The 18935-nt window shown below is 68.1% G+C and carries 12 protein-coding genes and 2 pseudogenes; 6 read left to right on the forward strand and 8 right to left on the reverse strand.

Features of this window, described 5'->3' with window-relative positions:
* Positions 1-155: 155 nt before the first annotated feature.
* Positions 156-857: a type 1 glutamine amidotransferase domain-containing protein gene (locus OG937_10995; protein WUD72174.1), complete on the reverse strand. Its 702-nt coding sequence runs from the start codon at positions 855-857 to the stop codon at positions 156-158.
* Between the two features lie 797 nt (positions 858-1654).
* Here OG937_10995 and OG937_11000 point away from each other — a divergent pair.
* The gene (locus OG937_11000) at positions 1655-1813 is read left to right on the forward strand and encodes a hypothetical protein (protein WUD72175.1); all 159 of its coding nucleotides are present in this window, start codon (positions 1655-1657) and stop codon (positions 1811-1813) included.
* A gap of 340 nt (positions 1814-2153) precedes the next feature.
* On the forward strand, positions 2154-2807 hold the full coding sequence (locus tag OG937_11005; GenBank protein ID WUD72176.1) for an XRE family transcriptional regulator: 654 nt from the start codon (positions 2154-2156) through the stop codon (positions 2805-2807).
* A gap of 196 nt (positions 2808-3003) precedes the next feature.
* Here OG937_11005 and OG937_11010 read toward each other — a convergent pair whose 3' ends face one another.
* The 3 genes from OG937_11010 to OG937_11020 all read right to left on the reverse strand — a co-directional run bounded on the left by OG937_11010 (position 3004) and on the right by OG937_11020 (position 5837).
* The gene (locus OG937_11010) at positions 3004-3507 is read right to left on the reverse strand and encodes a hypothetical protein (GenBank protein ID WUD72177.1); all 504 of its coding nucleotides are present in this window, start codon (positions 3505-3507) and stop codon (positions 3004-3006) included.
* Between the two features lie 408 nt (positions 3508-3915).
* On the reverse strand, positions 3916-4812 hold the full coding sequence (locus OG937_11015) for an alpha/beta hydrolase (protein WUD72178.1): 897 nt from the start codon (positions 4810-4812) through the stop codon (positions 3916-3918).
* 434 nt (positions 4813-5246) lie between these two features.
* Positions 5247-5837: a cupin domain-containing protein gene (locus OG937_11020; GenBank protein ID WUD72179.1), complete on the reverse strand. Its 591-nt coding sequence runs from the start codon at positions 5835-5837 to the stop codon at positions 5247-5249.
* A gap of 533 nt (positions 5838-6370) precedes the next feature.
* On the opposite strand from OG937_11020, the gene OG937_11025 reads away from it, so the two are divergent.
* Positions 6371-7146 (forward strand): IS5 family transposase gene (locus OG937_11025; GenBank protein ID WUD78704.1). Its coding sequence is split into 2 segments (ribosomal slippage): positions 6371-6656 and positions 6656-7146, totalling 777 coding nucleotides; the frame shifts between segments, so codons are not numbered across the junction.
* Here OG937_11025 and OG937_11030 read toward each other — a convergent pair.
* A complete protein-coding gene (locus OG937_11030; GenBank protein WUD72180.1) occupies positions 7131-7535 on the reverse strand; it encodes a DUF6188 family protein in 405 nt (134 codons plus the stop codon). The genes OG937_11025 and OG937_11030 overlap by 16 nt on opposite strands.
* A gap of 213 nt (positions 7536-7748) precedes the next feature.
* On the opposite strand from OG937_11030, the pseudogene OG937_11035 reads away from it, so the two are divergent.
* Positions 7749-8081, forward strand: a pseudogene (locus OG937_11035) (IS5/IS1182 family transposase).
* 69 nt (positions 8082-8150) lie between these two features.
* Here the strand turns inward: OG937_11035 and OG937_11040 are convergent.
* Positions 8151-8264: pseudogene (locus tag OG937_11040) on the reverse strand (phosphotransferase).
* Between the two features lie 67 nt (positions 8265-8331).
* On the reverse strand, positions 8332-9318 hold the full coding sequence (locus OG937_11045; GenBank protein ID WUD72181.1) for a transcriptional regulator: 987 nt from the start codon (positions 9316-9318) through the stop codon (positions 8332-8334).
* A 229-nt stretch (positions 9319-9547) separates the two neighbouring features.
* On the opposite strand from OG937_11045, the gene OG937_11050 reads away from it, so the two are divergent.
* Complete coding sequence (locus tag OG937_11050) at positions 9548-13573, forward strand: S8 family serine peptidase (GenBank protein ID WUD72182.1); 4026 nt, start codon at positions 9548-9550, stop codon at positions 13571-13573.
* Between the two features lie 158 nt (positions 13574-13731).
* Entirely contained in the window at positions 13732-14355 is a 624-nt protein-coding gene (locus tag OG937_11055) for a hypothetical protein (GenBank protein WUD72183.1), read from the forward strand.
* Positions 14356-14756: 401 nt separating this feature from the next.
* Here OG937_11055 and OG937_11060 read toward each other — a convergent pair whose 3' ends face one another.
* Positions 14757-18590, reverse strand: a complete 3834-nt coding sequence (locus tag OG937_11060) for a S8 family serine peptidase (GenBank protein ID WUD72184.1) — start codon at positions 18588-18590, stop codon at positions 14757-14759.
* Between the last annotated feature and the right edge of the window lie 345 nt (positions 18591-18935).

Consider the following 18935-nt stretch of genomic DNA (forward strand, 5'->3'; position numbering starts at 1 on the left):
CCCGGATCCAGCTCGACTTCCCCTCGCCACAGTCGCAACGGACCCAAGATCTGAAGACGCAAGGAACGGTTGCCGACCTGCGGTTCCGAAGCAGCATCGGACAACATGACCACGCCCAACCGCTCCCGATGCTTGGCAAGTTCGGGCTTCAATCTCTACCACCAGTCATGGTCGGCCGACTGCGTCAGTCCACAGAGAACGGAGACGATGGCTTGGCCGACACCAGCGGCCGATGCCGGATTCTGCCCCGTGACCAGGCGCCCGTCCACCACTACGTGGGGGCGGAATTCAGGTGCTGCGCTGTACCTCGCGCCACGCTCTTCCAGCCGGCTTTGCAACAGGAAGGGGATCACGTTCCCCAGGCCGATGGAGAGTTCCTCCTCGTTGCTGAAGGCAGCCACCTGCCTGCCGGCGACCAGGTACGATCCGTCGGACAGAGCGGTGTTCACCAGCCCTGCCACACCGTGGCCCACTGCTCCCACAACGCCACCTGCCTCGTAAATACGCCGAGCCACATCCATCAGAACCGGGTTTTGGGGGAAGTCCCACATGCCGCCATAGCCCCCTGCATAGAGAATCGCGTCGTAGTTGCCAGGAATCACGTCATCCGGAGTCATCGCGTTCGCCAACTGCTGGGTGATTGACGCGTCATTCAAGAATTTCATTTGGACGGGATCGGTGACGTCAGTGCAGTCCGGATAAGGGCGGCCCCCTTGCGGTGATACGAGGTTCACCCCGAATCCAGCAGCGGTGAAAATTCTCCATGGATGAGCCGCATCGGCGACATGGAAACCAGTCAACCGTCCGGTTCCTCCCAGTTCGGTGTGACTCGTCAGGACTAACAAAACATGACGCATGGCAGACAAAATCTCCGCGCTAGGGGCCGGCACTCCGCTATCAGACGATGGTTAACGCGACCTCCTACCCGTAGGAGGTCTCCCTGTTCAGGGCGCAGACGCGCCGACTGTCTGTTGGGGGCAGACGGCAGTCGCCGTGTGCCGATCAGCCCCGACCGGAGCGCATCCGCCAAGCCGTTGGCCACCGTAGACCCTGCTGATCATCCCCTGTGGGCGATCTGTCGACGCCGGCGTCACGCCCGGTCTTGCGACCGGCAAGGAATGTCCGGGGCGCACGACCGCTGGCGGCCGCGCGTAACGACGGCAACGAGACCGAAGCCGACTGCGGCCACATCGGAGGCCGCGTTCCTGGTCGCGGACGCAAGCGGCCGGCAGATGGCGATCCGGCTCGGCGTCGCCGGCGCAGTGGCAGTCGCGGTCCCGAACTCATCCGGTACCAGTGGGGCGAGGCGCCGGTGGTCGGCAATGCGATACCGGGGTGCACCGCGGTGGCTTCCAGGACGCTGGAGGCGTTCGGCAGATACCAGGGGCCCCTGGTACCACGCGACGAGTGCAGCCGGCCCGGCCGCGAAGTCGGACCGGATCCGGTGCAGACGCCGCCACCCGGTCCGATGCCTAGCACCGACTTCCCCAGGGCGGTCAGGTCGACCAGAGCGTCGATCGCCTCGGAGTCGGGATGGACCTCGTCCGGCCAGTCGGCGGCAACGGACAGGACGCCCGAATACGCCGCCGGGTAGCCATCGGCAGCCTGTGCTTGCCCATCGGCGGCAGGTCGCGCCACGATCAACGGCGCCCCCGTGGCCTTGTGGACGATTTTTGCCAAAGCCTTCCTGGGCGTCGAAGTGGTCACGGGCACGTCGATGGTCTGGGCGTGGGCCCTGACGGCCGAATCGATGCCCCGGACGATGCCATACGCCGTCGCGGCCCCCGTGTCGTCGGTGACGGCCAGCGAGTAGATCCGCCCTCTGGGAGCGATGCACGGGCTGGCCTTGACCACTTCTCGGGCTCCTCACATGATTACGTCTCGCAAGAAATTAGTACAGGAGGACTCCGCACGGAGCATGGAATGTGCGCGCCAATGGATTCCGGAGACTGGGGCACGGAAATTCTACGCCTTCTCTTTCCGGGGTTGTTGGATACGAAGTCACCACTGTAAGAAAGACGAAGGATCCAGCCTGCCCCAGGCCTGCACGGCCCGCGTTCAAGGTGTGGAACGTCTTGCAAAAGTCCCCGGGCTCTGCCAAGCCTCGTTGCCGTTTCCGGGAATAGGCCAGTCGGCGACTACGTTGTGACGTCATGGAGAATTCAGACGCAATGGGCCAGGCGCTGGCAGAAGTGGGCCCTCAGTTGCGGCGGCACCGTGTCCGCTGCGGCGTGACTCTCACGGCACTCGCCGAGGCAACCGGCATCTCCAAGAGCACCCTCTCCCGCCTAGAGTCGGGCCAGCGGCGCCCCGGTCTGGAACTGTTGCTACCCATCATCCATGCACTCCGGATCAGCATGGACGACGTGGTCCAAGTGGTCCCTCCCGAGGGAGCGTTCAACCGCTTGAAACCGCACTCCTGGAACGGGATGGTACGTATGCCGCTCACCCGGGAGATCGGCCCGATCCAGGCGTGGAAGCTCGTGATACCGGCAGGCCGGACCGAGCCAGATCCGCAGAGTCACGAGGGGCACATGTGGATGTACGTGCTGTCCGGCCGCATGCGTCTCGTCCTCGGAGACAAGGATCTGCAGATCAGAGTCGGTGAGTCAGCCGAGTTCTGCACACGGCTGCCGCACTGGTTCGGCAACAGTGAGCCGGAGCCAGCCGAAGTCATCTGCATGTTCGGGCGCCAGGGCGAGCAGGTACGGCCCCGTGTGATACCCACCGCCGGCTCTGGACGTCACCCGGCGGTTGCCGTGGCCGCAGCGATCCCAACCGAGCCGGCTGGCGATGCCTCCCCGTAGATGCCTCGTGCCACGGACGGCTTAGAAGCGTAGTCGAGCACACGAGTCGGTTACTGAGCGTCTCAACGGCGCTGCTCGAGGGTGATACTGCCGCAGGGCAGAAACAGGATGGACCCACGCGCGACCCATGGTGGAGGCCCGGGACTTTCCACCACTAAAGAAGAAGGGCACTTGCCGACGAAAATGAGAAGTCGGGTCAAAACGACCGACAGCAGCATCGGTAGATACCTTCATGGTCACGACGGGCCACTGATGCAAATTCCTCGAAATCCATACTTGCAATGTTCAGGTTTCCATGCATGGAATGGACTATATGCGGAACAACCCTACACTCCCGACCGAACGCCATCGCTTCCGCATATTCTTTGTCGTCGGCAAAATCTTCTCGAGTGACTGTACTTACCGCCAGCAATGCGTGGTGACTGGCATGCATCGCCAGGGAGTCGGCCAAAAAGAATACCGGCAGGCACCCTTTAAGTGATTCGTCTGCCGAAACTGCGGCCAGTACCTCATCTACACCCACACCCTGCCAAGCAGGATCGTCTACAATCCAAGTAGGCGATCCTGACTCAGAATGTTCAGCCAGAGTCGCCTTGATGAGCAGCCATGCGTGTTCGTCGCTATAGTCACTCCTGATGACTACAGGATCGAACTCGTTGCGATCGGCACTATTTGAAAAGACCCTCACTTTTTGCGCCATCTGCCTTCGCTTCCGCTCGACCAAAAGCTTTTTCAATATCCGCTGCCGACTGTGTGAACGCGCCCTCACCGTGAGGCCCGTTCCGGTCCCTTGGCCGAGTCACTGGTTCTGACTGCCGCCGTTAAAGGGATCTTCGAAGACGTTTTACGCACGGGACATGTACGTCATAGTACCCCCGCTACAGAGGCAAGCCGGGAGCGATGCGTTTTCTCCCGTTGTTTTATCGCGTGATGCGGGCGGGCTTGATCTGGGGTGTTGTCGGCACCGTTGTCGCTTCCCACTCGGCGACCAGTCGTACGTTTGACGCGACGAAGCATTGTAAGTCGTGTGACCCCGTGTCAAACTTCCGGGGTCGACGTGCCGTTCCCGTCGTGCAGGCAGCGATGCCACGGCCGTGCAGGTTAGGTGTCAGGCTGTCTCGGTCGTGCTCTCCGCTCGGTACTTTTCCGTCACGGTAACGAATTCAGCCACCGCGGCTGTGAACTCGGAAGGTTGCTCAAGGTGTCCGTAGTGACCGCTGTCCAGCAGCTCGACCAGGGTGGCATCAGGGAGTTCGGCGATCATCTCCTCAGCCCAGCGCGGCGAGCAGATGAAGTCATGCGTACCAACGATCACCAATGTGGGGGTACGCATTTCGCCCAGTCGGCCCCGGTGATCGAACGACAAGCCATTTACGTTGTGGACCAGCACGGTCTCGGTCATCGCCGCGAACTCCTCTTCGCGACCCCAGTAGTCCTTGAAATACGCAGGCAACAGCTTGCGAAACCGTGCGGTCCGCAGCTCGTCCGTGGGATTTTCCGGCAATGGCTCGTCCCAGGCCGCACGCACCATCGCAAGGCCGGGGTGGCCCGGGAAGCGGACAGATAGGTTTTCGAGCCTGGCGGTCGCCTCCGCCAGCAGTTCCATGGTGTTGTGTGCCATGGAACTGTGAAGGATGACTCCGGCCAGCCGGTCACGATGCGTCAGCGCATACCCCTGCGCGAAGAAGCCACCCGCGGAGTGACCGAGCACGTAGACCTGGGGGACGCCCAAGTGCTCCACGACCGCGTGCACGAAGCGGACGTACACCTCCATGGTGTAGCCGTCCGGGTGGCTGGGCAACCTGCTGTGACCGGTGGTCCCCACCTGGGTCGGGTACACCATCGTCATCCGTTCCTCCAGGGAAGGAAGCCGGAAATAGCCGCCGTCGATGCCCGGCCCGCCGGTGAGCGCCAAGCACACAGGGCCGGCCACTCCGCGCACCTCGTACTTCTGGGGTACGCCGTCGACGTCAATGACGTGGTGGCCTGGGGACAGTGCGTTCATGTTCCGTTCCTTGTTGCTGATGTGAAGCTCTATAAGGGTTTGAGCGACGGCGATATCCGTCCAGAGCCCCGACGACGAGCCGCCCGCATCCTGCGGCGCGGGATGCGGGCGGTGATCAGTACGGACCGGGCGCCGCGTCCACGGACTTCGCGCAGGATGCAACCTGCGAACGGGCCGGCGGCTTCGCCTTTCGCCCGCATGGGGACGGTGGCGCCGATGGCGCCGTCCTCGAAAACCGCGAAGGGCTCCCTGCCGGGGTGAGCCCAGCGGACGGCCATGTCCTGCATGCCCTGGTACGGCGCCCCATCGCCCGTGGCATGAACTCGGCCTGATGGTTGTATCCGAGCGAGGGGCCGGCAAAGGTGGGCAGATGCCTATGGAGATGGAATTTATCAACGGAGGTCAGTCACGCCCGCCACAGAACGCACAGGCGCCTATTCGGTGGAGTGGTTGTCGCTGTACATCGGCTTCCAGGAGGCCGTCTCACCTTCCAGGCCGGTTGTGCTGAAGCGGGCGTGTAGTTCATCCAGCTGTTCCGGAGTGGGCCGGCTTCCCAGCTTTCCCATCTCGACGAACATTTCCTCGTTCCCCGCAGGTGACGATACGAACAAAGCCCGCCCGCCCGTCGCAGTGGTGAACGTGTGCTGACTCCCCTTCGGCACAACGATCACGGTCCCTGGCCCACCAGAGAATGTCGCTTCACCCACGCGAAAATCGTACTGACCCTCCAGCACGTAGATTATCTTCATGAAATCGTGGTGGGCGTGCGGAGGATTCTCGGTGATCACATCGTGGGTGAAGACGAACACCCCCAGAGCATCTTCGACATCCTTGCCGCGAACCAGCACCTCCAGCCAGTGCTTCCCACCAGTCTCGACGCGTGTGCCCTCCCCCGGCCCGACGCTCCAGCCGTCTTCTCCCCAGATACCCACTGACTCCTCCTCCTGCCCTACCACTCCGGATGATCCCGAAGCAGCCAAATACGACTTCACGATCCACTGGCACACGCGATATGCGCCGGTCATCCACGGGCAGCGTGCACGAACCCCGCAGATGCTGCCAAGCCGCGTTGCGGTTTCTGGGAAAAGTCCAGCAACGCGCTGCATGATGACCCGGGCGAAGCGGCGTGTACCTGCTCGCCTTCCAAAGCGCCTCCAACAGGATGCCCCGTCACAGACTCACGGGCACGTATTGCAGATCGTCGCGGCAGACGTGAGACGTCGCTTTAGCGTCTTCGCCGAGCAGACGATACGAATGGAACATCCCGCAAAGACACGATGTAAGCACTGCAGGAACCAGTGCCGGCTATCGGGCCGGCGATCGCAGGGCCGCCTGCGAGGGTCATCGCTGCGCGAGAGAGGAATCCGACGCCCTTGAGGCTTTTCCAACCTGGTTGCGTAGCACGTCGGTTGGCTGAACGCCGCGTTGAGAGCTCGTAACACGATCTTGCGGGCTGGTGCAGGTCAGCCGTGACCGGTCTGACGATTGAGCCGTTCGTGAGGGCGCGAGCGTCAAGCGGTGGGTCGTGGACGACGAGTTGTGGGCGCTGATCGGGCCGATGCTGCCGCCCTGGCCCGAGGGTTCGCCCGGCCCCAAGCCAGTACCCGACCGGCTGTGCCTACAGGGCATCCTCTTCGTGCTCTACACCGGGATCCCGTGGCAGCAGCTGCCGTTGGAGCTCGGCTTTGGCTCCGGGCAGACCTGCTGGAGGCGTCTGGAGCGATGGCGGGAAGCTGGGGTCTTCGACCGGCTGCACCGGATCCTGCTGTCGGAGCTGAACGCGGCCGGCGAACTGGACTGGAGTCGCGCGTGCGTGGATGCCTCTCACGTGCGCGCGAAAAAGGGGGTGCCGCGACGGCTCCCTCGCCGGTCGATCGCCGCAAGACCGGCAGCAAGCACCACCTGATCACCGACGGCGGCGGCATCCCGCTCAACGTCATCACCACCGCAGCCAACATCAACGACGTCACCCAGACCCTCGCCCTGGTCGACGGCATCCCACCGGTCGCAGGCCGGGTCGGCCACCCCCGCAAACGCCCAGAAGCTCTGCTCGGCGACAAGGGCTACGACAGCAACCCCAACCGCAAGGAACTGCGAAGGCGCGGGATCCTGCCAGTCATCTCCCGCAGGTGTCAGCCGGACATCCACGGCCTGGGAAAGCTCCGCTACGTCGTTGAGCAGACCTTCGCCCTGCTGCACCAGTTCAAGCGCCTCGCCGTCCGCTGGGAACGTCGCCTCGACCTCCACGATGCCTTCATCTCACTGGCCTGCTCCCTCATCTGCTGGAGAAGGCTCAAGAGACTGATGCCACCGAAACCTCAGCCCATCCGCTGATCGGACATCCTCACGCCACCACCCGGAACAGAACTGATGAAGTGCCGGCCTCCGAGCACGACCGTCCAACCGAAAGCGTCGGAGGCCACCGGAACGTTCAGTTGCCACCCATTGGCAAAGCGGACCCTCAGCGCGCCCGAATCGTCGGCACGGACCTCAGCTACCACTTGGTCGAGCAGTTGCGTGACCCTGTCCAGGTTGATCCGCGCCGACGCGTGGACGGGATAGGTTTCTGTGCCAGCAGTCAGCTCGGCTGGACTATGCACCTCGATCCCGTTCGAACCGATGTGCAGCTGCACCGTGCCACCGACGGTCACCTCGCTGACGCCCACACCGCGGATTGCACGGACGTCCCAACCGTCCACGAGACGATCGATCCCGTTCTCCATAGGGCAAGGCTACGGAGCCGGCCGGCCCGAGCGGCGCAGTGGGGGCTCCCGAATCTTCCGAGGACAGGCTGGGACCCCAACCGAGCGGCCCTCAACGCTTCAGCAAGATCGCGTTACAAGCTCTGAGGAAAAGGTGAAGCTCCTGGTAGATGGGTTGTCGACCAAGATCAACCTCTCCGCCCGGAGCTTCACGCGCTTGCCTACCCATCGGGGATCGATCTGTCCAACTCGACCCTGCACTACCTGTCCGACCTGCTGACGGCCCGTCGGCGTGAGTGCGGCACGCGCTGGCGCCGCCTGACCGCGGACCGACAAGCTCTGCTCGCGGCCGGCTTCGGGATCGGGCTGGCCACCGTCTACCGGTACATAGTCGAGGCGGTTGAGGTCCTGGCCGCCCTTGCCCCCACCCTCCACCAGGCCATGGCCGTGGCCGCCAACAAGGCATTTGTGATCCTGGACGGCACCCTGCTGCACATGGACCGCATTGCCGCCGACCGCCCCTACTACTCTGGAAAGCACAAGCGCCACGGTATGAACGTCCAGGTCACCCAGGGCCTGCTCGGGCGGCATGCAGCGGACCGTCCCGATGAGCATGCCGGCCTGCGTGAGCGAACCCTTGGAAGCTCCGACGAAGGCTCCGAGACCGAAGTCGATGATCACGGGGCCGAAGTCGCCCAGGATGATGTTCTGTGCCTTCAAGTCGCGGTGTACCAGGCCCGCGGCGTGCACGGCGCCAAGCCCCTCGGCCAGCAGCGCGCCAAGGCTCGCCACGAGTGGCAGGGACTTTTGCCGCCGCTCAGAGCCAGCCCCGCCGGGCCGCCGCCAGCCCCGTCTGGAAGCGGGTGGACGCGCCGAGTTCGGTCATCAGGCGGTGGATACGCCGCTGCGTGGTCCGGGCGCTCCAGCCCTGGGTGCGGGCTATGACCGCGTCCGTGAGCCCCGCGGCCAACAGGCTCACCAGGGCCAGGGTCTCGGCATCCGGCCGCCCCGGTTGCCCCGTTTCCGCCGAAATCGGACCGGCCGCCTCCCCCAGCGGGATCGCCCGCTCCCACTGCGCCTCGAAAAGCGCCTGCAGAGCCACCAGCATCGGCGACGGGTGGATCAGATACGCCGCGGACTGGCCGCCCGGCGCCAGACTGAAGGGAATGATCGCGGCACGGCTGTCGCTGATCACCAGCTTGAGCGGCAACTCCGGGCGCATTCGAGCCTGTTCCCCGGCCCGGACGCTCGGCACGATGTCGCCCTGGAGCCTGCCCGGCCAGGCCACCGCCTCGCGGTCGTAGATCACCCGGTGGGCCACACCGGTCCGCTGGCGCTCCAGTTGGCCGTCGAGGTTGCTGCCGGGCCGGTCGACGTACGGAGGGCGGTCGAAGGCGCACACCTCGCGGCGCGCTCCGGTCGTCAGCCGGTGCACGGCCTTGCTGATGTCCTCGCGGTCCGTGAGCAGTTCGGCGGCCATGTCCGGGTGGCTGATCCTGGTCGCCTCCCGGTGCGTCTCGATCAGCCGCTGCACCAGCGCCCGCGCCTCGCCGAGCTGCTGTTCCCGTTCGTGGATCAGTGCGCCGACCGCGACATCGGGAGCCGCGGCCGAGAACCTCGGCGGCCGCCCCGCACTGCGTACCGCCAGGCCGTCCCTGACCAGGCCGGACAGCAGCTTCCCCGCCGCGGGCGCGGTCAGGCCGCACGCGTCGGCGACCTCCGCCGCCGTGCACCGCGGCATTCCCACCAGCGCCGTATATACGCGCTCCGCGTCCGCCGTGAACCCCAGAACGTTAAAATCCATGCCCTCTCCCACACCTCCGTGGCACCAACCGGCCACCTGGCGGAGGTAGGCCACCTTTCCCACCTTGCGTCTCGTCCGCCGCACTTGACATCTTCCAGCAACGAGCGCGCTGCCCTGCGTTGAGGTGGGCGTCAGCGCGCCACGGTGTGTCCCCCCGCACACCCTCGCCCCGCTGAAAAGGTGTCCCATGTCGCGTGCCCATCCGCACGGAAGACGGCGGCTCGGTGCCGTGTCCGTCACATCCGTCGTGTTCCTGGCCCTCACCGCCGCGCTCCCGGCCTCCGCCGCTCCCGCTCCTACCAGCCGTACGCCTCTCGGTGACGCGTCGCCGCAGAAGTCGCTGCCCGCCCAGCGCGCCGGCGTCGTCCCGGGGCAGGTGCTGGTGACCCTCTCCCCGCAGACCGCCGTGACCGGCCGCAAGCTGCCGGGCAACAGGGCACAGGCCCATTCCCCCGGGACCAGCAGCGCCGCCGTGAACGAGAAGCTGAACGCGGTCGGGGCCACCTCGCTCCAGCCGCTCCTCCCTTCCCTGTCGGCCGTGGCCACCGAGTCGATGACCACATCAGCTCGCCCGCGCCTGGGCGATGACGCCGCCGACCTGTCGCGCACCTACGTCGTACGGACCGGGAACCGCGACTCCGCCGCCGTCGCCCGCGCCCTCCAGGGCACGCCGGGGATCACCCACGCCGAGCCGAACCGCTACGTGAACACGATGAACACCGGCGGGCAGCGACTGCCCGCCACCGTGAAGGCGTCCGCGAAGCACGCACCACCGGCAGCGCCGAGTGCCTCCCCCATCCCCACCAACTTCGCCCTCACCGACTCCGCCCAGGCCTTCCTCAACGCCGGCGGCGTGAACGCGGTGGGCGCCTTCGGCATCCTCCAGGGCCGCTACGGGCAGCAGCCCGGCGCCGGCCGCACCATCACCAACGTCTCCATCGGCGACCTGACCGACCAGGCCATGGCCGACGCCGGTGACCCGTACGTGCAGGGCCACGGTCCGACCACCGTGCTCAAGGACGGTCAGCGCTACCTCGACCTCCCCTCGATGCCGCTGATCCCCGCCTACGTCGCGGCTCCCGACGGAACCCTCAGCGGTTCGGCATCAACCAAGGACCAGGACCCCGGCCTCGGCGAAGTCCTCCTCGACTTCAGCGTCATGGCGCCCCTGGCCCACGACCGGCAGCGCCCCGACCGGACCGGAAGCGACTACACCGACCTGCTCGGTGTCGCCCCCGGCGCCGACTACCGCCTCGTCGTCCCGCAGCAGCCGACGATGGACCAGATCGCGACCGCGCTCCTGGCCGCCGCCCACCAGTCCCCCAAGCCGGACGTCATTACGGCCAGCCTCGGCTTCGGCACCGACGCCCAGGGCTTCCCGGGACGCTACCTCGAGGACGACCCGTACATCCGGTCCGTGGTCGCCTCGATCGTCCAGAAGGACCACGTCGTGGTGGTGATCTCCTCCAACGACGGAACCCGCCTGTACACCCCGGCCGCCGTCGGCCCTGACGGCGGCAGCACGCCCACCGACAACGCGAAGAACGACAAGTCGGCCACCGACATCAACGACGTGGCCTACTCCACCACCCCGTCGCGCGTCCCCGACAGCGGCGCGATAGCCGCCGGCGGCACCACCCTGGACGACACCCTCGCCTCCCGGACCGGACCCGCCACCACCGCCGAGACCCGCATCAGCGGCTTCGGCACCTTCTCCTCGGGCTTCGGCACCCGCATCGACCTCTCGGCGCCCAGCGACAACATCGTCGCCTTCACCCACACCGAGCGGGGCGACGCGCAGTCCGTCACCCCCGTCCTCAACGGCGGTACGTCCGCGTCCGCGCCCGAGATCGCGGCGGCCGCCGCCGTGGTGCTCCAGGCCGCCGGGCTGGCCGGACACCACCTGACGCCCGCGCAGGTACGGGACGTCCTGCAGCGGACCGGCCGCGAGGTCGCCACCCCGGCGCAGATCGACCGCGAGCTCAACGTCGGCAAGCAGATCGACGTCACCGCCGCCGTCGAGGATGTCCTCGGGCACCGCGGCGGCCAGGTCGCGGCTGTACGGCTGTCGGTCGCCCACCGGGTCACCAACGCCGGCCTGGGCGGTCAGTTCCTGGAGACGACCGACCCCAACCGCATCGACCTCGGCGACATGGCCTCCGGCGGCAACGGCATGGGCCTGGTGGGCCCGGTCACCTTCGCCGGTGACGTCACCGGCCTCCCCAAGGGCGCCAGCCCCACGTACACGCTCACCGTGGGCGCGCGGACCTGGCGGTCCGCCACCCCGGCGATCCGGGTGACGCCGACGGAACTGCTGAACGCCGCCGGACTCCCCGTGGTCTCCGACTCCGACCGCACGATCACCGCCACCTACCGCGTACAGATCGGCGGCCGGACCCAGGCCACCGTGCGCCGCACCCTCACCGTCGGTCCCAGCGACGGCCGTTACGTGGAGAGCACCGCGCCCAAGACGCCCGCGGTGGTGAAGGCCGGCCATGCGGTCACCGTCACCTACGACCTGACCGGCGTCGCCAAGCTCAACGACCCGCAGCTCGTCGTGTCCACCGTCGGCCACTGGAACCCCGCCCTCGCGCCCCTGTTCAGCGCCGCGTGGCACCAGGCCCTGACGGCCACTTCCGGCACGGTCACCATCCCCGCCGACGCGTTCGGCGCCGGGGGTGGCCTCTACGGCATCGGCATCGCCCAGTCCGGCTTCGGGGGCAACCCCAGCCTGACCACCTACGGGGAGTTCGCGCCGGTCCGCGTCAATGGCGGAACCGCGGAGCAGCGCCCGCAGGCACCGCTGGTCACCGGGCAGGACGGCACCCCCGCGCACAGCACCCAGGTCACCCGTGCCAAGGCCGGCTTCGCCGTCCGGTACGACGTGCGCGACGTGCCGGGGGCGAAGTACGCGCAGGTGGAGTTCGCGGCGCCCGCCCCGACGCTCCACAACTCGCTGAACACCTTCACCAACGCCAACGGCACGGCCCTCGACGACACCGGCGTCGACGCGCCCTCCACAGCCCACCGTGTCCTGCCCGCCACCAAGGGCAGCATCGACCTCGACGCCCTGCGGCTGGGCCTGTCCTCCTCCACTGTCTACGGCGTGCGCGTCATGGCCCTCGACAGCAAGCACCGGGTCATCGGCCAGGCGTCCCCCGTCTCGACCCTCGAGGTCGACGACGGCGTCGCCCCGGCCGGAAGCACGGTGCTGTCCTTCGGCGCCGCGGGCGACGACTCGGTCGCCGCACTGCAGACCGTCTCCGGCACCACCGAGATCCGCCACTACTCCACCAGGACCGGCGTCTACGGCCCGGTCATCGCCTCGGACAGCGGCGACGGATCGGAGTACGAGGTCCTCGGCGTGGCCCCCGCCACGCACCGCGCCCTTGCGGTCCACCAGGCGGAGCCCGGCGGCGATGTGCAGGTGGAGACCTGGAACACCGCCACCGGCACCCTCGTCGGGCGGACCACGCTCGCGGCGGCCGACTACCGCTTCGTCGTCGGACGCGTCGACGCCGTCCGTTCCCGCGGCGCGCTGCTGCTGCGGGCGGTCTCCGACAACGCCGACCTGGTGCTGCCCGTCGACCTCGCGAACGGCACCACCGAGGACCCCATCCCCGCCGACCTGCCGGGCGTCGCCAAGGGCTCGTACAGCCTGCTGGACGTCGACTCCTCCACCGGCGACGTCTATCTGGCCAAGGGCGCTCCCATCGCCCTCTGTCTGGGCGGCGTGCAGATCCCGCGCGTGGACACGCAGACCCGCAGCGTGAGCCTCGTGGGGACCATGTCCGGCTGCAGCAACGGCTTCGGCTCCGACGGCGCGGGCACGCTCTACAACCTGTCGGCCACCGCGATCAGCACCAAAATTGTCCCGACCAGCGTCCTCGGCTCGCTCGACGTGGCGACCGGCGAGACGGACGACCCTGTGGCCGTGCGGCGCGGCCCCGCCACGGGGATGGCCGTGGACGGCGCGAACGGGCTCGCGGTGGCGGCGTTCACGGCGCCGGAGGGCACGAGCTACGCGGGCTCCGGCACCGCCGTCGTCGCGGACAACAACGCCACCGGTCAGATGCTCGTCATCGACGTGACGACCGGGGATGTGGTGCGGACGCTGTCCGGTTTCCAGATCGGTGGACACGGCGGTCCCCTGGTCCACGGCGGTGTGATGAACTCCGTGCAACTGGACCCGGCAACCCGCACGGGCTGGACGTACGGGGCCTACGACGGCCAGATCCGCCAGTTCTCCTACTGAGCGCACGGCGGTTCGGGGCGGGAAGCGGTCACCGCTTCCCGCCCCGTGGCGCGCCTGTACCGAATCGCAACCATGGACACAGGCCCCTGTGCAACCCTCCGCAGTGCTGCGGGAGTAGTGGAAGGCGAGCGGTGTACCGACCCAGGAGGAGACTCGAGTTGTCCGGAATCAGAAGTGCCTCGATAGCGGCCGCACTGCTGGGCTGCACCCTGTTGCTGACGGGGTGCTCCGATTCCTCCGGGCCCGGGTCCAACTCCGCCGCGGGCGGGACCGCTTCGCCCTCCGCGGAGGCCTCCGCCACCGCGGACGCCTCCGCCGAGCTTTCTCCTTCGGCCACCCCGTCGTCCTCCGGCGCCGTCACCTCGCCGTCGCACAATTCCACCGTCCCGGCCAAGGCCCCGCAGGCGCCCGTCTCCGTCCCCGGCTGCCGCAATCTGGCCGTCAGCCGCGAGGTCAAGGCCGCCGTGACGCGGGGCTACGAGCGCGCTTTCCCGCGCTTCGAGCACATCGCGCCGGTACCGCACCGGTTCTTCTACGGTCAGTGCGGCACCGTCCGCTACGCCGCGACCCCCTTCGATCCCACCTCCGGCGCAAGCGAGGGGGAGCTCGTGGGCCTGCAGGACGAGGGCAGCGCGATGAAGTACTTCCGCAGCACCTCCGGGAGCGAGTGGACCTACGTCGCCAGCGACGGCTTCCCCGCGGGCCCGCACGGCTGCGGCGACATCCCGCAGATCCCGCGGGCCCTGGCCACGGCATGGAGGAACTGCGCCGTCGCGGAATGAGGTGCGCCGCCGCGCGGGGCGCGCGGAGCGGCGCTGGGGATCACCGACGCGCGCGCACGCCGCTCGACGCGTGCGCCGCGTCGGCATGATCGGGCCGACTCCGCTGCACAGAACCCGGCCCTGTCCCGTGGTGCGAGTGGCAACGGCCGGGGTCAGCGACGCGGACGGCGTTGCCGGCGCCGCCCGGTGTGGTGTCGAAGAGCAGCAGGGAGGGAAGCGCCTCGGCGCTGGTGTGCACGGTGCCGTCGATATCGTCGCGGCTGGACCCACGCACACCCAACAACGTGACAACGCCGTCGCTGTGTACCGCGGTCTACGCGGTGCGGCGGGTGCCAGGACTCGAAGCTCCTGACACCCGCCGCAGTACCGTCCGGACGGACCACGTCACCGGCTGCGGCGACTCACTTGCCGTGCTGCATGTACGCGCGGACCACGGTCTGCTGGACGCTGTTGCCTGCGGCGTCCGTCGCGGTCACCCGCAGCGTCACATACTTGTCGCCGTGCAGGTCCGACGGGCGCTCCACAGTGACGGTGAACTGCCCGTTGCTGCCGCTCGGCACCGCACGTGCCTTGGCGAAGTTCTTCCCGTCCTCGAACGAGGCCTCCACCTTCAGCTTCACCCCGCGCGGGGCGGCCATGCCGTCCTGCATGCGGGCTGTCAGGCCGAAGGTGTGCCTACGCGCCGAGCCCACCGAGTTCTGCATGTCGACCGGCACGTCGTAGTCCAGCTGGAGCAGCGGCAGCGGGGTCTCCCCGGCCGTGGTGCCCGAGTGGAAGGTCCACGACGTGAAGGTCCTGGTGCCGAACTCCCAGTCGTCCGAGTCGCGAGCCGTCGCCACGTCCAGCCGGTACTCGGCGTCGCCCGCCGGCACCTCGAACTTGCCCGCCGCTCCCCTGTCGGACTCGGCGATCTGCTCCCCGTCGCGGTACAGCACCGCCACGGCTGTGTCAGGCTCGTCGTCGGCCCCGGCAGCCCCGGCGCCGAGGGGGCCGAAGTTGGAGAGCTCCGCGAACGACCAGTGACCGGTGCCGGAATCGTTGAACTCCGGGATGTCCACCGACAGGGTGTCACCGTGGCGCACCGACTTCCGGGACCACCCACGCGGGATCGACGGGCGGACCACCGCCCCGAACCACCGCTCCGTGGCGCGCTGGCCGTGCCGGTAGGTGTGCGGGGCATCCTGCGACCCGACCGTCCACGCCCAGCTGGGTATCAACCAGGGGACATCGTGGTGCACCACATGGTTCCACAGCGTGTCCTCGGCACTGCTCACGTACTCGACGCGTTCCTGTCCCTGCGGAACGTAGCGGGCCCACTGGTTGAGGATGACGTCCTCGTAGGACCGCCACCCGAAACGCTGCTCGATCGCCCAGGACGAGGCGCCGGTACGGGCGTAGGTGCTGCGCACCACGGCGCTGTTCCGCTCCGAGACGGTGTAGACCGTCCGCTCGGGGATGGAGCCCTTCCAGACCGGCATCACGTCGTACAGGTACGGGCTGCGCACCGTGCCGGTGAACTTCACCGTCGTGGTGCCCTGCTTGATGCGCTCCAGCAGGGCCGTTCCGTTCGTCCAGTCGGTCCGCATGGCCGGCAGCTCCATCCGGTCACCGTCCGGCTGCCAACGGCCCCACACGGCGTGCCCGACCGGCTCCCACGCGAACAGGACCGCCTTCGCCCCCGCGTCTGCCGCCAGTCGCATGAACTCGGAGTAGTCCTCCGGCCACTTGTACCGTGCGACGGCCAGCTTGCCACGGACATCGCTCAAGTCGGGCTGCTCCACCGATCCGGCGTCAACGGCGGTCAGCTGCGCACCCCGGTCCCCGAAGACCGGGGAGAACGCCTCGTAGAACGGGGCGAACCGCAGCGAGCTGCCGGAGACGTCCGCCTGCAGTTGCGGAGCCGTCATCTGCCAGCGCGAGTAGTACTCGAAGGTGCCGTCGGTGACCGGGGCAGTGGGGGTGACGTAGAGGTGAATGCCGTCGTAGTACTGGGAACCGAAGCTCATGCTGCGGCCGTCGATCTGGCGGTGGAACATGGTGCTGACGACGCCGTGCTCTTCGGCTGGACGCGGAGTGCGGATCTTCACCTCGCTGAGCTTGGTGAAGTCCAGCGTCACCGTCGTGTCCTTGGTGACCTTCACCTCGGGGACGACGATTTCATCTGCCTCGTCGCCCGCATCGGACGCCTGTGTGAACAGGCCGGAGACGAGGTACGTGCCTTCCTCCACCATGGTGAATCCGGCGTCCGGGTCCGTGTAGCGCACGAGTCCGTCCGGACCCCAGATGCTCGCGAGACGACCATGCTGGACCTGGCCGTCGCGCAAGCGGTAGTCCACGGTCAGCCGGTGCTGGGGTGCGTGCACCGCGAGGGAGACCGTGGTGTGGGCGAGTACGGTGCCGTCGGCGGACTTGGCGGTGAGGTATCCGTAGTACTTGCCGCGGACCGCATGCGCCGCGTCGGTGCGCAGCGGGACCTCCGCTGTGGCGCCGGGGGCCAGTCGCACGCTGTCGGAGCCGAGGCCGACCACCCCGTCGGGGAGCGCACGACCGCCCTCGGTGGCCAGACTGACGGCCAGGGAGAGCGTGAACGGGCGGTCACCGGTGTTGGTGTAGTGAACGGTGGCCGTCTCGCCCCCGCTGCCGCCGGTGTGCAGCGGGGCGAGGGTGACCGAGCCGGTGGCGGTGACCGGGCCCGTGGCCGCGGCCAGGTCGATGCGGCCGCCCCCCTGCTCGGTGACCTTGGTGCCGGGCACCGTGTGCGCGGTGCTGGTCAGCGCGTCCTTGAGCTGCTGGGCGTTCCAGCCGGGGTGCTGCTGGGCCAGCAGCGCGGCGGCGCCGGCCACGTGCGGGGTGGCCATGGAGGTCCCGGACAGTGCGACGTAGTGGGTGTCGACCGGGTCGCCGAGGGTGGTGCCGGCCGCGCGGGCGGCGACGATGCCGACGCCGGGGGCGGTCACGTCGGGTTTGACCGCGTCGTCTCCCGAGCGCGGGCCGCGGCTGGAGAAGGGGGCGAGGGAGTCGTCGCGGTCGACGGCCCCCACGGTCAGCGCGGCGTCGGCCGCGCCCGGGGTATTGATGGTGGACTGGTCAGGGCCGGAGTTGCCCGCCGCAACGACGAAGAGCGTACCGGTGGAGGCCGTCAGGGAGTTGACGGCCTCACTCATCGGGTCGGTACCGTCGCTGTCCTCACCACCGAGGCTCATGTTGACGACCTTGGCGTGCTCGCCGACCGCCCACTCCATGCCGTCAATGACGCCCGACTCGTCGCCGTAGCCGTAGTCGCCCAGGACCTTGCCGATCAGCAGGTCGGCCTTGGGCGCCACGCCGCGGCGGCTGCCGCCGGACGCGGCGCCGGTGCCGCCGACGATGGATGCGACATGTGAGCCGTGCCCGAAGTGGTCGCCGGTGTCCGGGGCATCGGAGAAGTTCCTGGCCTCCGCGATGCGGCCGGCTAGATCGGGGTGGTTCGCGTCGACACCGCTGTCGAGCACGGCCACCTTGACGCCCTGGCCCTCGTAGCCGGCCTTCCAGGCGGTGGGGGCGTTGATCTGCGCGGTGCTGCGGTCCAGCACCGACTTCACCTTGCCGTCCAGCGAGATGCGCGGGGTGACCGCGGCACGCGCGGCATCCGAGGCCCCGCCGGAGTTCAGGGTCTTCCAGAACGCGCCCAGGTCGTCGCCGGCGACCCTCAGCGACCGCGCGTGGATGCTCTCCAGAGCGCGGGAGGGCGTCCTGGCCGCCTTGAACGCCACGAGCCGGTCGGCGGTGGCCGCGGCGGCCTTCGCCGCCTGCGCGGAGACCCTGCCCCCGGCCCGCGACGGCGCCGAGGAGACGATCAGCGGCAGCGCGGGGGTATGGGCCTCGTCGTAGCCCTCGGCGATCAGCGCCGTGACGTTGAACAGCCGGCGGTCCAGGGTGCCGGTGGCGACGAACGACTCGGCGTCCGACGGCATCACGGTCAACTGCTTGTCGTCGCCCTCCAGCGTCCGGAAGGCCATCCGCTCGCGGCCGGGTCCGGGCTGCACCGACGCCGTATGGCGTCCATTGGGCAGCGCGGTCACGGTCACGCGGTCACCGGTAAGCAGCCGCACGGTCGCAGAGTGCGCCCTCGGCACGGCAGCAGGACGCACGGCGGCCCCGGCGTCTGCCGCCCGGGCCGCGAAGGCGGCCGGTACGGCGCCGGCAACCAGCGCCAATCCCGTTGTTATCGCCGCCGTCAGGCGGATTCTTGACATCGGTGGGACAACCTCTCGTTTGGGTGGAGGTACAACTTTCGAATGAATTGACTGTCAAAGTAGGCAGCGTCACTGACCTCGGGTGTCACAACTGCGACATGTCTCAACGGCGAGACAAGCCGCATGTGCGCAGCCGCGCTGTCAGCGCGGCCGCGAACGCCCGTGGTGGTGGTGGGCCGAACGCGCGGCTGCGGATCGACTGCTCCGGCTCAGACCACGCCGTCCCGCGAACGGGATGCGCACGAGGTCCCCAGTGATCTGGCCTCAAGGAGCCTGAGCGAGCCCGGCTGCGACGAGGTTCGCCATGGCAGGGTGGACCTCGTTGAGTGGGACTGAGACCAAGAG

Origin of the sequence: Streptomyces sp. NBC_00510 (assembly GCA_036013505.1) — a bacterium.
GTDB lineage: Bacteria > Actinomycetota > Actinomycetes > Streptomycetales > Streptomycetaceae > Actinacidiphila.

Excerpts from the sequence above, each read along its gene's own strand:
- OG937_10995 (WUD72174.1), bottom strand. The coding sequence starts at position 857 with ATGCGTCATGTTTTGTTAGTCCTGACGAGTCACACCGAACTGGGAGGA.
- OG937_11005 (WUD72176.1), top strand. The coding sequence starts at position 2,154 with ATGGAGAATTCAGACGCAATGGGCCAGGCGCTGGCAGAAGTGGGCCCT.
- OG937_11010 (WUD72177.1), bottom strand. The coding sequence starts at position 3,507 with ATGGCGCAAAAAGTGAGGGTCTTTTCAAATAGTGCCGATCGCAACGAG.
- OG937_11015 (WUD72178.1), bottom strand. The coding sequence starts at position 4,812 with ATGAACGCACTGTCCCCAGGCCACCACGTCATTGACGTCGACGGCGTA.
- OG937_11020 (WUD72179.1), bottom strand. The coding sequence starts at position 5,837 with ATGACCGGCGCATATCGCGTGTGCCAGTGGATCGTGAAGTCGTATTTG.
- OG937_11030 (WUD72180.1), bottom strand. The coding sequence starts at position 7,535 with ATGGAGAACGGGATCGATCGTCTCGTGGACGGTTGGGACGTCCGTGCA.
- OG937_11045 (WUD72181.1), bottom strand. The coding sequence starts at position 9,318 with ATGGATTTTAACGTTCTGGGGTTCACGGCGGACGCGGAGCGCGTATAT.
- OG937_11060 (WUD72184.1), bottom strand. The coding sequence starts at position 18,590 with ATGTCAAGAATCCGCCTGACGGCGGCGATAACAACGGGATTGGCGCTG.